Genomic DNA, 12,830 nt, shown 5'->3' with positions numbered 1-12,830 from the left:
GCCGTCCCGCTGTCGCGCCGCTCGCTCCGCGCCGCCTCAGCCCCGCACGAGCCCCGCGAGCTCCGCGCGGGTGGACGCGCCCATCTTCCGCAGCAGGTTCGCGACGTGGAACTTCACCGTGTTCTCGCTGATCCCGAGCGAGGTCGCGATGGCGCGGTTGCGGGATCCCCCGGCCACGAGCGCGAGCACCTCCCGCTCCCGCGCGCTGAGCCCCGCCTCCCCCGCGGCGTCGAGGCCGGCGGCGGGCGCGTCGAGCGGCAGGCGCACCGCGATCTCGGATCCCCAGCCGGGCGTCGCCGTCACGTCGAGCGCGCCGTCGAGCGCGGCGACGCGGTCGGTGAGGCGGCGGAGCGCGTCGAGGTCGGCGGTGGTGGCTCCCGCGCCGTCGTCGCGGATCCCGACGAGGAGGTTGCTGCCGTCGCAGTCCCACTGGATCCGCACCCGCGTCACGTCCGGCTGCTCGACGAGCGCGAGCACGGCGCCGCGCACGATCGCCCGGCCCGCGTGCGCGACCTCGCCCGGGAGCGCACGCCCGTCCACCGGCGGCTCGACGAACTGCACGTCGAGGTCGCGGAAGCGGACGAGCGGGCGCAGGTCGTCGCGGAGGCGGGCGAATGCGCGGGCGACGGGCTCCTCGCCGAGCGACCGGTCGCGGTCGCTCGCGGCGCGCAGCTCGACCATGGCGTTGGTGGCGAGGTCGGCCGCGGTCTGCCGGGCGGCGGCGTCGCCCGTGCGCGAGGAGCGGAGCACGGCGAGCAGCGACTCGAGGGTGGTGGCATGCGCGTCGCCCAGCTCGGACACGACGCGGGCGCGCTCCGAGGAGACGGCCCGCGCCTCGGCGAGGTACGCGGGCGGCGCGGCGGCGACCTGCTGCCGGATCCCCTGGGCGACGCTGCGCCACAGCGCGCGCACCAGCTCGCGGGCGGCGGGGACGTCGTCGTGCGCGGCCACGGGATCCACCAGCACGAGGAGCGCGCCCGTGTCGGCGCGCCAGGCGGCGACCGTGCGCGGCCGGCCGCCGACGGGGTGCTCGACGGCCCAGGCGGAGCCGGCTTCGCCGTCGGACCCGTCCGCCAGGCTCGCGAGGATCCGGTCGAGCTCGGCGATCGTCACGTTCTCCACCACCTCGGCCTCGCCCGCCTTCTTGCGGGGGCGGCCGGTGCAGTCCTCGGTGAAGATCACGAGGGCGCGGTGCGCGACCACCGGCTGCAGCAGGCCGGACAGGGCCTCGGCCACCTCCTGCAGCGGGGCGGCGAGCGCGTCATGCAGCCCGTCGAGCAGCGCGACGGCGTCGGCTGATGCGGCGGCAGGGCGGGCGGAGGGATCGACGGGGTGGGTCCGGGACGGCATCCCGCCACCGTACGCCCACCCGATCCGCGGCCCGCGGGACGACGACCTGCTCGGACGGGTAGGCGGATCCACCCGTCGGGTGGGCGTCACGGACGGGCCGCGAGGAGCACCATCGAAGGGTGACAAACACGACGCACCCCCGCCCGATCGGCGACGCCCCCGTCGACGTGGCCGCCGCCCTGACGCTCATCTCCGACGAGAACGTCCGCGTCGCCCGCGCGCTCACCGACCCTGACCTCGCCGCGCGCCTCGACGAGGCCGCCCACGTGATCCGCGACGGCCGCCGCGTCTTCGCCCTCGGCGCCGGCCGCTCGGGCCTCGCGCTCCGCATGACCGCCATGCGGTTCATGCACCTCGGGCTCGACGCGCACGTCGTCGGCGAGGCCACCTCACCCGCGATCGAGGAAGGCGACGTCCTCCTGGTCGCGAGCGGATCCGGCACCACGGCCGGCATCGTCAGCGCCGCGAAGACGGCGCACGAGGTCGGCGCCCGGATCGTCGCGCTCACGACGGCCGACGACTCGCCGCTCGCCGACCTCGCGGACGTGACCGTGCTGATCCCCGCGGCCGCCAAGCAGGACCACGGCGGCACGGTGTCGGCGCAGTACGCGGGCGGGCTCTTCGAGCTGAGCGTCGCGCTCGTCGGCGACGCCGTGTTCCACGCGCTGTGGCAGGCGTCCGGCCTCACGGCCGACGAGCTGTGGCCGCGTCACGCCAACCTCGAGTGACCGACGGTCGCTCGATCCCCCACCCCCCCCCCGCATCACGACAGGAAGAGGAACCGCATGAAGCTCCAGGTAGCCATGGACGTGCTCACGACGAAGGACGCGCTCGAGCTGGCCGGCAAGGCCGCGCCGCACGTCGACATCATCGAGCTGGGCACCCCGCTCATCAAGGCCGAGGGCCTCTCCGCGATCACCGCGATCAAGGAGGCGCACCCCGACAAGATCGTCTTCGCCGACCTCAAGACGATGGACGCCGGCGAGCTCGAGGCCGACATCGCGTTCTCCGCGGGCGCCGACCTCGTCACCGTCCTCGGCGTCGCGGGCGACAGCACCATCGCGGGCGCCGTGAAGGCCGCCAAGAAGCACGGCAAGGGCATCGTCGTCGACCTCATCGGCGTCCCGGACAAGGCGAAGCGCGCGAAGGAGGTCACCGAGCTCGGTGCCGAGTTCGTGGAGATGCACGCGGGCCTCGACGAGCAGGCGGAGGACGGCTACACGTTCGGCGACCTGCTCGAGGCCGGCAAGGCATCCGGCGTGGCGTTCTCCGTCGCGGGCGGCGTGAAGCCCGGCACCATCGGCGACGTGCAGGACGCGGGCGCCGTGGTCGCCGTCGCCGGCGGCGCGATCTACTCGGCCGACGACCCGGCCGCGGCCGCCGCCGAGCTGCGGGCCGCGATCCGCTGATCCACCCTGCTCCCCCCGAGCGCCGCGCACCCCGTCTCCGGACGGGTGCGCGGCGCTCGTGCGTGCAGCCCGTGCGTCAGCCGAGCGCCGCCAGGACCTGGAGCTCCTCGTCGCGCGCGAGGCCGGATGCGCGCGGCCGGTCGATCCCGCGCTCGCGTTCGTCGGCGAGCACGTCGCGCATGGTCTCGGCGAGCGGCCGACGCGCGGCGCCGAGGGCGCGGATCCCCGCGTCGCTCCGGGCCAGCATCCCTGCCGCCGTTCCCGGCAGCCACAGCGGCAGCGAGCGCGGTCCCGCCCAGTGCCGCACGTCGGCCGCGGCCAGCTGGTCGTCGGTCGCGATCACCCGCTCGCCCGTGGATCCCGCCACCTCGGCCGCGAGATCCAGCGCGTCGGCCAGCGGCACGCTCTCCCCCACCGCGTCGACGACGCCGTCGAGGGCGCGCACGCCGACGTCGACGACCAGGTCGGCGAGGTCCCGCGCGTCGATCGCCTGGGAGTGCCGGCCCGTCGCGTCCGGCACGAGGACGGGTCCGTCGCCCGCGAGCGCGAAGCGGGCCGGCCAGTAGCCGAACCGGTCGCTGTCGTCGCCCGGTCCGACGATCAGGCCGGGGCGCACGATCATCCGCCGTCCGGCGAGCGCCGCGGTCACCGCGCGCTCGGCCGCGACCTTCGCCTGCCCGTACTCCTCGAGGTCGACCGGCTCCACGAGCGCCGCCTGCTCGTCGTCGCCCGGGTGCGCGAAGGACGCGTACACGGAGACGGTGCTGACCAGGGTCCAGTGCCGGGCGCGATCGGCGAGCGCGGCCACCGCGGAGCGCGCGTGCTCCGCCGAGGATGTGAGGTCGACGACCTCGTCCCAGTCCGCGCCGACGACGGCGGCATACGCATCGGGCAGGTCGCGGTCGGCCGCCACGAACCGCGTGAGGTCGGGCGCGGATCCGCCGGTGCCGCGCGCGAGGCACGTCACCCGGTCGCCGCGCGCCGCGAGCCGCTCCGCGACGAGCCGGCCGATCCACCCGGTGCCGCCGAGCACGATCACGTCGCGCGGGGCGGCCGTCGCGCCGGTGACCATGCCCGCGTCGCTCACGATTCGCGCGCCGGGGTCGTCTTCCCGGGCCGCACCGACGCCGTGTCCGCCACGTCGATCCGCGTCACGCCGTCGTCGTGCTCGGTCACGTCGATGCGCGGTGCCGCATCCGACTCGACCGCCTTCGGCGCCGTCGTCAGCTGCTCGTGCCGCTTCTCCGCGAAGTCGGCATCGCGGGCCTCGTCGTGCCCCTGGTCCTCGTGCTCGTCCTGCTGCATGGGTGCGCCTCTCGTCGCGTCCACCGTACGCGGCGGCGCTACGTCGCCCGGCGTCCTCCGCCGTCCGCCGCGCGCCCTCCGCCGTCGGGGGGATCCGCGCCCCGGCCCGCCCGCGTACCGTGGCGGCATGAGCGCACAGGAGCCGACCGCCCCCGATCCCGCAGCGAACCCGTCGCCGCCCGTCGCCCCGCCCGTAGACCCCGGCGCCCCGCCGACCGCCGCGATGACCGGCGCGTTCCCGCCCGAGCTCCCGCCGCTCCCCGAGCGCCCGCCCGTCCCGTACCACCACGGCCTCCGCGACACGGGCGGCCCCTGGCGCGGGATCCTCGCGCTCGTGCTGTTCGGCGTCGCCTTCCTCGTGCTCTCCCTCGTCTTCGGCGGCGCCGCGATCCTCATCGAGATCCTCACGGGCCGGATGGACCCGTCCGACGAGGCATCCCTCACGACCATGACGCCGATCGTCCTGCTCGCCACGAACCTGTCGCTCGCCGCCCTGATCCCCGTCTCGATGCTCCTGCAGCGCTGGCTGTTCGGCATCCGGATGGGCGCGACGTCGTCCATCGCCGGCCGGTTCCGCTGGCGCTGGCTCGGCCGCGTCGCGCTCGTGATGGTGCCCGTCTTCCTCGTCTACATCGGCGTCACGTTCGCGCTCGACCCCTCGGGCGAGGTCCGCTTCGACGGCGAGGTCTGGCTCTACCTGGCCATCGTGCTGCTCACCACGCCGCTCCAGTCGGCGGGCGAGGAGTACGGGTTCCGCGGCCTCATCCAGCGCTCGGTCGGATCCTGGTTCCGCAGCACCCGCGTCGCCCTCGTCGTCGGCGCGGTGGTCTCCAGCTCACTGTTCGCGCTCGCGCACCTCGCCGAGGACCCGTGGCTCATCGCCTACTACTTCGTCTTCGGCCTGTCGGCGACCCTCTCGGCGCGGCTCACGGGCGGCCTCGAGGCGCCCGTCCTCATCCACGCGCTCAACAACACGCTGCTCTTCATCCCCACCGTGATCCTCGGCCAGATGTCCCAGAGCTTCGACCGCAGCGCCGGCACCGGCGGACCGTTCATGCTCCTGCCCATGGCGGTCGTGCTGGGATCCGCGCTGCTCACCGGCTGGTGGGCCCGCCGTCACCGGCTGGAGACGGTCGCGCCCCGCCCGCTCACCGCGAAGGAGGAGCGGCGGGAGCGGGAGCGGGCGTGGTGGGAGCAGGAGCGGCAGCGCCAGGCGTCGCTCGCCGCATGGTCCGCGCCCACAGGCCCGGCTGCGCCGTCGGCTTGAGCGTCAGCTGCATCGTGACGGTGCCGAGCCAGCGCCCGAACTTCCAGCCGACGCGGCCCATCCGCCCGCTCTCCGTGAAGCCCAGCGAGGCGTGCAGCCGGATCGACGCGTCCGCGCCCTGGTCGGCGATCACCGCGATGACCTCGCGGATCCCGGCCTCGCGGCACGCGTCGACGAGCGCCTCCAGCAGCGCGCGGCCGAGGCCCTTGCCCGTGGACGCCGCGCCCAGGTAGATCGAGTCCTCGACCGTCGTCCGCGACGACCGCCGGTTGCCGACGGGCTCGACGAGCGCGTAGCCGAGCACCTGCCCCGACGGCGAGACGGCGACGAGGAACGGCATCCCCATCCGCTCGAGCTGGCCGAACCGGCCGCGCCACCTGGCGAGCGTCATGCGCGTCTCGTCGAAGGTGACGGTGCTGTTCATCACGTAGTGGTTGTAGACCTCGCGGATGTCCGGGAGGTCGTCGGTCGTCGCCCGCCGGATCTCGTAGGAGAACACGGGCAGCGGCGGCGCGGGCTTCCGGAGGTGGGCGGGCAGGCGGCGTCGCCGCTGGTATTCCTCCTCGAGCATGCCGCGATCCTACGGGGACGGCCGCGCGCGCGGACGGATCCCGCGGGACCGGCTCAGAGCCGCCAGTCGACCGGGTCGGCGCCCTGCTCGGCGAGGAGCGCGTCCGCCCGGCTGAACGGCTTCGAGCCGAAGAACCCGCGCGACGCCGACAGCGGGCTCGGGTGCACCGAGGTGATCGACGGCACGGGCGCGAGCAGGGGCGCGAGGGATCCCGCGTCCTTGCCCCAGAGGATCGCGACGAGCGGGCCGCCGCGCGCCGCCAGGCCGCGGATCGCGCACTCCGTCACGGCCTCCCAGCCCTTGCCGCGGTGCGACGCGGGCGCGCCCGGCCGCACGGTGAGCACGCGGTTGAGCAGCAGCACGCCGCTGCGGGTCCACGCGGTGAGGTCGCCGTGCTCGGGGGTCGGGATCCCCAGGTCGTCGCGCAGCTCGCGGTGGATGTTGACGAGGCTCCGCGGCACGGGCCGCACGTCGGGCTCGACCGAGAAGGAGAGGCCGACGGGGTGGCCGGGCGTGGGGTACGGATCCTGCCCGACGATGAGCACGCGCACGTCGGAGAGCGGCTGCTGGAACGCGCGCAGCACGCGGTCGCCCGCGGGGAGGTAGGGGCGGCCGGCGGCGACCTCGGCGCGCAGCCACTCCCCCATCCGCGCGATCTCGTCGGCGACGGGCGCGAGCACGTCGGCCCAGCCTGCGTCCATGAGGCCGCGCTCGACGAGCTCGGGCAGGGTCAGCGCCACGGGCGGCGGATCAGGACGCGCCGGCGGAGCTGACGGTGACGCCCGTCTCCGAGCCGATGACCGACCAGACGCTGCCGCGTCCCTCGACGACCAGCTGGCCCTCGCCCACGATGAGCACGGTGCCCTCGTCGATGGCGACGCCGCCCTCGACGAGCCCGGCCTCGGTCGCGGCGATGAGCCGGGTGAGGGTGCCCCACTGGGCGGCGTGCACGTCGACCGCGACGTCGATGAGGCCGATGCCCTGCTCGACGGTGACCTCGTCGAGGTCCTCGCTGGCGGACTCCTGCACGACCTCGACGTCGCCGATGCGCCAGCCGCCGACGATGGCGGTCTCGGCGGCGACCGCGGCGCCCGCGGAGAAGCCGAGGTACGGGACCCCGGCGGTGACCTGGCGGCGGATCTCGCCGAAGACCGGCTCGAGCGCCTTGCGGTACGCGGGGGTCAGGCCGCCGCCGACGACGATGCCGTCGACGTCCTGCAGCTGCGCGACCTCGATGGACCCGCCCTCCGGCGCCAGCACGGCGACCGGCTCGCACGCGCCCGCGGCACGCAGCGCGCCGGCGTACTCGTCGAACCACTCGGCACCCAGGCCGTCGTGCACGAGGACCACGGCGATGCGGGCCGGCTCCAACCGGGCGGCATCGGTCGCCCTCGTCGTCGCCTCGGACAGGAACCGCGCGAGGAGGGGGGTGTCGTCATCCGACAGGCCGCCTCCGACCAGGTGCACACTCACCCCTCGACGGTACAGGGCCGAGCCGTGCGCCCCGGCCCCGCGGGCGACGAGGGCAAGAAGAAAGCCCGGCACCTCCGTGAGGAGGGACCGGGCTGGTGATGCGGTGGTGACCCCAACCGGATTCGAACCGGTGTTACCGCCGTGAGAGGGCGGTGTCCTAGGCCGCTAAACGATGGGGCCGTTTTTGCAACTCGTCGAGTATGCCACAGCGCGCACAGCCCGACCAAATCGAGCCCCGACCGGGCCGGATCCGCCCGATCCCGTCCCGATCGCGCGCCCCCGACGGGCGCGTCCGGACGCCCCCGCGCGCCGGTTTGCCCCGGCCGCTCCGACGGTGTTGGCTCCTCTCATGCGATTGACGAAGCTCGAGCACGCCGCCCTGGTCCTGGAACTCTCGGGGCGCAAGCTCTTCATCGACCCGGGCTCCTTCACGACCCCCATCACGGAGGCCATGAACGCCGATGCCATCGTCATCACCCACGAGCACGCGGACCACTGGACCCCGGAGCAGCTCAAGCGGATCCTCGACAAGAACGAGAGCGTGCCCATCTACGCCCCGTCCGGGGTCGCGGCCGCGGTCGGCGACTTCGACGTGACCGTGGTCGAGGCCGGCGACACCATCGAGGCCGGACCCTTCACGCTGCGCTTCTTCGGCGGCACGCACGCCGTGATCCACGAGTCCATCCCCGTGGTCGACAACCTCGGCGTGCTCGTCAACGACACGCTCTACTACGCGGGCGACTCGTTCACCATCCCGGAGGGCGTCGAGGTCGACCTGCTCGCCGCTCCCGCGGGCGCGCCGTGGATGAAGATCAGCGAGTCCATCGACTACGTGCTCGCCGTGAAGCCGCGCCGCGCCTTCCCCACGCACGAGATGGTGCTCTCCACCGCGGGCAAGGCCATCTCGAACGGGCGCCTGCAGTGGGCGACCGAGCAGGGCGGCGGCGAGTTCCACGCCCTCGAGCCCGGCGATAGCATCGACCTCTAGGCCCTGTTCGGGCTCTCGACGAGCGGACGCGGGGTCATCGGCATGGACGGTCTCGCCGCGGCGTCGCTCATCATCGAGTTCCTCACCTGGATCGCGCTCGTCCCCGGCGTCCTGCTCTACGTCGCGGGGTTGTCGATCCGCCTGCTGGGCCGGCGCTGGACGACGGCCGAGGGCCTCGTCGCGGACGGGCCCGCGCGCGAGGACGGCGCAGCACCCGGGCGCGTCCTCCGCTGGTTCGACGGCGACGGCGACGTGCACGAGGCGCCGGCCGACACCCCGGAGACCCACGACCTCGCCGCGGGATCCGACGTGCGCGTCTGGTTCTCGCCGCGCTCCCCGTGGCGCGTCCGTACGCACGCCCCCGAGCTCGACGGCCGGGCGCTCCGCGTGACCGGGCTCGTGCTCATCGGCATCGGCGCCCTCGCGGCCGTCGCGGGGATCGTCCTGCTCTTCCTCGAATAGCGGGCCTCCGCTCCCGACCAGGCGTCAGCTGGGGATCCGCCCGCGCGGTCCGGAGCGCTCCATGCGGCCGTATAGGGTGTTCCCTCGAAGGGGAGTACTCCCATCCGGCGGTCGTGTCGTCAATACGGTCGGACCACTCCGACCCGTACGGCCGGTTCCGTGAGCAGCAGCTCGCGGGGTGGAGGAGACCTTCAGTACCCCACCGGACCCACGAGCGGTCCGAGTACTGGAGAACCCACAATGGATGTCCCCTTCTGGCTCTGGGCCGCGACCATCGCGGCCGTCCTCGGCCTCCTGGTCTTCGACTTCTTCGCGCACGTGCGGAAGGCGCACGAGCCGACGCTCAAGGAGTCCGCGACCTGGTCGGTCGTCTACATCGTCATCGCGCTCGTGTTCGGCGTCGGCGTCGGCGTCTTCTCGAACTGGACCTTCGGCGGCGAGTACTTCGCCGGCTACGTGACGGAGAAGGCCCTGAGCGTGGACAACCTCTTCGTCTTCCTCATCATCATGTCGAGCTTCGCCGTGCCGCGCGCATTCCAGCAGAAGGTGCTGCTCGTCGGGATCGCGATAGCCCTCGTGATGCGCGGGATCTTCATCGCGATGGGCTCCGCGATCATCGACAACTTCTCCTGGGTCTTCTACCTCTTCGGCGCCCTGCTGCTCGTCATGGCCTACAAGCAGATGAAGGAGACGCACGACGAGGACGAGTCCGACTCGAAGCTCATCCGAGTGCTCCGCCGCTTCATCCCCACCTCGGACCACTACGACGGCGACAAGCTGACGACCCGCGTCGACGGCAAGAAGCTCTTCACCCCGATGTTCCTGGTGATGCTCGCCATCGGCCTCACCGACGTGCTGTTCGCGCTCGACTCCATCCCCGCGATCTTCGGCCTGACGCAGGAGGCGTACATCGTCTTCACCGCCAACGCGTTCGCGCTGCTCGGCCTCCGCCAGCTGTACTTCCTGATCTCCGGGCTCCTCGAGCGCCTCGTGTACCTCTCGCAGGGGCTCGCGGTGATCCTCGGCTTCATCGCCGTGAAGCTCGTGCTGCACGCGATGCACGTGAACGAGGTGCCCTTCATCAACGGCGGCGAGCCGATGCTCTGGGCGCCCGAGATCCCCATCTGGTTCTCGCTGTCGTTCATCCTCCTCACCATCACGGTGGCGACCGTGGCCAGCCTCGCGAAGACGAAGCGCGACGGCACCGCGGTCGAGGGCACGGATTCCGCGGCCTCCGCCGAGGGCGAGAATGCCCCGGCCGACGCAGACGACGACGCGGCCCGTGGCTCCGGCCGCAGCGTCGACGTGAGCCGCGACGCGGACGCCCCGCGCCGCTAGCGCTCCCGCGCACGACCACGACGCCCGCTCCCGGATCCGGGGGCGGGCGTCGTCGTGCGCGGCGCGGGTCAGCCGAGCCGCGTGCTCGCGATCCCGCCGTCGACGTCGAGCCGTGCGCCGTGGACGAACGACGCCTCGTCCGAGACGAGGAAGCGCACCGCGAACGCGATGTCGACCGGACGCACGGGCACGCCGGCGACGGTGGTGGCGGTCATCGCGGCGACCGCATCCGCATCCGCCGCGTTGCCCGGGGTCGAGGTCGCGCCCGGCGCCACCGAGTTCACGCGCACGCCGCGCGGCCCGTACTCCGCCGCCCACGTGCGCGTCATCTGCTCGATCGCGGCCTTCGACGCCGTGTAGGCCGCGCCGAACGGGATGCCCACCCGGGACATCCACGAGCCGACGTCCACGATCGCGCCCGTGCCGCGCTCGGCCATGGCGGGCGCGAGCTCGGCGACGAGCACGTGCGGCGCGCGGACGTTGACCGCGAGGATCGCGTCGAGGTCGTCGTCGGCGAGGCCGGCGGTCGTGCCCACCGGGTAGACGCCGGCGTTGTTCACGAGGATGTCGACGCGTCCGCCCAGGGCCGCGGCGGCGTCGCGGGCGAAGGCGCGAATGACGTCGTACCCGCCGCCGAGGTCGGCCGGCACCGCGTGGGCGATGCCGCCCGCCGCGGTGATGGCGTCGACGACGGAACGGGCGCGATCGACGTCGCGGCCGCTGACGACGACCTCCGCGCCGGAGGAGGCGAGCACGCGGGCGACGGCCTCGCCGATGCCGCTGGTGGATCCGGTGACGACGGCCGTGCGGCTGGCGAGACGGGTGTCGGGGACGAGGGACTGGAGGACTTCATTGTTGGACTGCATGGTCCAATTGATAGCACGCATTGGACCTTCCGGTCCACAACGGTAGGATCAGGGCATGGCCGAGCCCAAGATCACCGAGCGCGGGCGCCGCACCCGCCAGCGGATCATCGAGGCGACGGGCGAGCAGATCCTCGCCACCGGCATCGGCGGCACGACCCTCGACGACGTGCGCGCGGCGACGCTGACGAGCAAGAGCCAGCTGTTCCACTACTTCCCGGGCGGCAAGATCGAGCTCGTGCGGGAGGTCGCCGAGTGGGAGGGCCGCCAGCTCCTCGAGGCGCAGGAGCCGCACATCCACGACCTGGGCTCGTGGGAGTCGTGGGAGGCGTGGCGCACGGGTCTCGTCGACTACTACATCGGCCGCGGGCGGTGGGCGTGCCCCATCGGTTCGCTCGCCACGCAGGCCGCGGCCGTCGACGCGGAGCTCGAGCGCACGATCGCCGCGTCCATGCGAGCATGGCGCGCGTTCCTCGCCCGCGGCGTCGAGCGGATGCGGGAGGCGGGTCTCGTCGCGGCGACGGCGGATCCGGAGCGCATCGCCACCGTGATCCTCGCGGCCATCCAGGGCGGCCTGGTGCTCAGCCAGCCGGAGCGCTCGGCCTGGCCGCTGGAGGCGGCGCTCGACACCGCGCTCGCGCCCCTGCACGTGATCCGCTCCCCCGCCGCCTGACCGCGCCGCCGGCCCCGTCGCACACTTTCGTGCGGGACCGCGGAGGTGCCCGGCGTACGGTCGGAGCATGGAATTCAGATACCTCGGCAACTCCGGCTTCAAGATCTCCGAGATCACCTACGGCAACTGGCTCACCCACGGATCGCAGGTCGAGAACGACACCGCGACCGCGTGCGTGAAGGCCGCGCTCGAGGCGGGGATCACCACATTCGACACCGCGGACGTCTACGCCAACACCAAGGCGGAGACCGTGCTCGGCGAGGCGCTCAAGGACGAGCGACGTGCCTCGATCGAGATCTTCACCAAGGTCTTCGGCCCCACCGGGCCCAAGGGCCACAACGACGTGGGGCTCTCGCGGAAGCACATCATGGACTCCGTCGACGCGTCGCTCACGCGCCTCCAGACCGACTACATCGACCTGTACCAAGCGCACCGATTCGACTACGAGACGCCCCTCGAGGAGACGATGCAGGCGTTCGCCGACGTCGTCCGCCAGGGCAAGGCCCTCTACATCGGCGTGAGCGAGTGGACGAGCGAGCAGCTGCGCGCCGGCCACGCCCTCGCCACCGAGCTGGGCTTCCAGCTCATCTCGAACCAGCCGCAGTACTCGGCACTCTGGCGCGTCATCGAGGAGGAGGTCGTGCCGACCTCGAGGGAGCTGGGCATCTCGCAGATCGTGTGGTCCCCCATCGCCCAGGGCGTGCTGACGGGCAAGTACAAGCCCGGCCAGGAGCTGCCGTCCGGATCCCGCGCGACCGACGACAAGGGCGGCGCGAACATGATCAAGCGGTTCATGAACGACGACACCCTCTCCCGCGTGCAGGCGCTCCAGCCCGTCGCCGACGAGCTGGACCTGTCGCTCGCGCAGCTCGCCGTCGCGTGGGTGCTCCAGAACGAGAACGTGGCCTCCGCGATCATCGGCGCATCGCGTCCCGAGCAGGTGCACGAGAACGTGAAGGCGTCCGGCGTGAAGATCCCCGCGGAGCTCCTCACCCGCATCGACGACGCCCTCGGCGACATCGTCGAGAGGGACCCGCGCAAGACCGAGGACAGCTCGCCGAAGACCCGCGAGGCCTGATCCTCCTCCTCCTCCTCCTCCTCCTCCTGCACGACCGTGCGGCCCCGCCCGAG

At 73.2% G+C, this 12,830-nt stretch carries 15 protein-coding genes and 1 tRNA gene; 8 read left to right on the top strand and 8 right to left on the bottom strand.

The genetic code is table 11. The features are described from left to right. Nucleotides 1-36: 36 nt before the first annotated feature. On the bottom strand, nt 37-1,350 hold the full coding sequence (locus tag NL142_RS05845) for a LuxR C-terminal-related transcriptional regulator (protein ID WP_435081310.1): 1,314 nt from the start codon (nt 1,348-1,350) through the stop codon (nt 37-39). Nucleotides 1,351-1,469: 119 nt separating this feature from the next. Here NL142_RS05845 and hxlB point away from each other — a divergent pair, with 119 nt between their 5' ends. Continuing rightward, the gene (hxlB, locus tag NL142_RS05840) at nt 1,470-2,078 is read left to right on the top strand and encodes a 6-phospho-3-hexuloisomerase (RefSeq protein ID WP_435081309.1); all 609 of its coding nucleotides are present in this window, start codon (nt 1,470-1,472) and stop codon (nt 2,076-2,078) included. Between the two features lie 57 nt (nt 2,079-2,135). Continuing rightward, nucleotides 2,136-2,759, top strand: coding sequence for a 3-hexulose-6-phosphate synthase (gene hxlA / locus NL142_RS05835; RefSeq protein ID WP_012037809.1), 624 nt, complete (start codon nt 2,136-2,138; stop codon nt 2,757-2,759). 76 nt (nt 2,760-2,835) lie between these two features. On the opposite strand, the gene NL142_RS05830 is transcribed toward hxlA, so the two are convergent. After that, the gene (locus tag NL142_RS05830; protein WP_435081308.1) at nt 2,836-3,846 is read right to left on the bottom strand and encodes an NAD-dependent epimerase/dehydratase family protein; all 1,011 of its coding nucleotides are present in this window, start codon (nt 3,844-3,846) and stop codon (nt 2,836-2,838) included. Then, a complete protein-coding gene (locus NL142_RS05825; protein ID WP_043587680.1) occupies nt 3,843-4,064 on the bottom strand; it encodes a hypothetical protein in 222 nt (73 codons plus the stop codon). The genes NL142_RS05830 and NL142_RS05825 overlap by 4 nt, the downstream gene beginning before the upstream one ends. 127 nt (nt 4,065-4,191) lie before the next feature. Here NL142_RS05825 and NL142_RS05820 point away from each other — a divergent pair, with 127 nt between their 5' ends. Then, entirely contained in the window at nt 4,192-5,331 is a 1,140-nt protein-coding gene (locus NL142_RS05820) for a CPBP family intramembrane glutamic endopeptidase (protein WP_435081307.1), read from the top strand. Here NL142_RS05820 and NL142_RS05815 read toward each other — a convergent pair. The 4 genes from NL142_RS05815 to NL142_RS05800 all read right to left on the bottom strand — a co-directional run bounded on the left by NL142_RS05815 (nt 5,213) and on the right by NL142_RS05800 (nt 7,555). Further along, the gene (locus tag NL142_RS05815) at nt 5,213-5,902 is read right to left on the bottom strand and encodes a GNAT family N-acetyltransferase (protein ID WP_167603503.1); all 690 of its coding nucleotides are present in this window, start codon (nt 5,900-5,902) and stop codon (nt 5,213-5,215) included. The genes NL142_RS05820 and NL142_RS05815 overlap by 119 nt on opposite strands. Before the next feature lie 53 nt (nt 5,903-5,955). Next, nucleotides 5,956-6,642, bottom strand: coding sequence for a uracil-DNA glycosylase (locus NL142_RS05810; protein WP_435081306.1), 687 nt, complete (start codon nt 6,640-6,642; stop codon nt 5,956-5,958). 10 nt (nt 6,643-6,652) lie between these two features. Further along, nucleotides 6,653-7,375 (bottom strand): Type 1 glutamine amidotransferase-like domain-containing protein, encoded by a 723-nt coding sequence (locus tag NL142_RS05805; protein ID WP_194682966.1) that lies wholly within the window; start codon nt 7,373-7,375, stop codon nt 6,653-6,655. Nucleotides 7,376-7,479: 104 nt separating this feature from the next. After that, a tRNA-Glu gene (locus tag NL142_RS05800) sits at nt 7,480-7,555 on the bottom strand. 169 nt (nt 7,556-7,724) lie between these two features. Here NL142_RS05800 and NL142_RS05795 point away from each other — a divergent pair. The 3 genes from NL142_RS05795 to NL142_RS05785 all read left to right on the top strand — a co-directional run bounded on the left by NL142_RS05795 (nt 7,725) and on the right by NL142_RS05785 (nt 10,163). Then, entirely contained in the window at nt 7,725-8,363 is a 639-nt protein-coding gene (locus tag NL142_RS05795) for an MBL fold metallo-hydrolase (protein WP_435081305.1), read from the top strand. 42 nt (nt 8,364-8,405) lie between these two features. Beyond that, nucleotides 8,406-8,825 carry a sortase gene (locus NL142_RS05790; RefSeq protein WP_435081304.1) on the top strand — a complete coding sequence of 140 codons (420 nt, stop codon included), beginning with the start codon at nt 8,406-8,408 and terminating at the stop codon, nt 8,823-8,825. 240 nt (nt 8,826-9,065) lie between these two features. Then, on the top strand, nt 9,066-10,163 hold the full coding sequence (locus NL142_RS05785; protein WP_435081303.1) for a TerC family protein: 1,098 nt from the start codon (nt 9,066-9,068) through the stop codon (nt 10,161-10,163). A 68-nt stretch (nt 10,164-10,231) separates the two neighbouring features. On the opposite strand, the gene NL142_RS05780 is transcribed toward NL142_RS05785, so the two are convergent. Then, nucleotides 10,232-11,029 carry an SDR family NAD(P)-dependent oxidoreductase gene (locus NL142_RS05780; RefSeq protein ID WP_435081302.1) on the bottom strand — a complete coding sequence of 266 codons (798 nt, stop codon included), beginning with the start codon at nt 11,027-11,029 and terminating at the stop codon, nt 10,232-10,234. 55 nt (nt 11,030-11,084) lie between these two features. On the opposite strand from NL142_RS05780, the gene NL142_RS05775 reads away from it, so the two are divergent. Both NL142_RS05775 and NL142_RS05770 read left to right on the top strand, forming a co-directional pair. Further along, nucleotides 11,085-11,699, top strand: coding sequence for a TetR/AcrR family transcriptional regulator (locus tag NL142_RS05775; RefSeq protein WP_194682970.1), 615 nt, complete (start codon nt 11,085-11,087; stop codon nt 11,697-11,699). A gap of 67 nt (nt 11,700-11,766) precedes the next feature. Next, nucleotides 11,767-12,777, top strand: coding sequence for an aldo/keto reductase family protein (locus tag NL142_RS05770; RefSeq protein ID WP_435081301.1), 1,011 nt, complete (start codon nt 11,767-11,769; stop codon nt 12,775-12,777). The last annotated feature ends 53 nt before the right edge of the window (nt 12,778-12,830 follow it).

It is taken from the genome of Clavibacter quasicaliforniensis, assembly GCF_051201715.1.
GTDB classification, from domain to species: Bacteria; Actinomycetota; Actinomycetes; order Actinomycetales; family Microbacteriaceae; genus Clavibacter; species Clavibacter seminis.
Note: the sequence above shows the minus strand (reverse complement) of the source record. Positions and strands in the feature narration are given on the sequence as shown.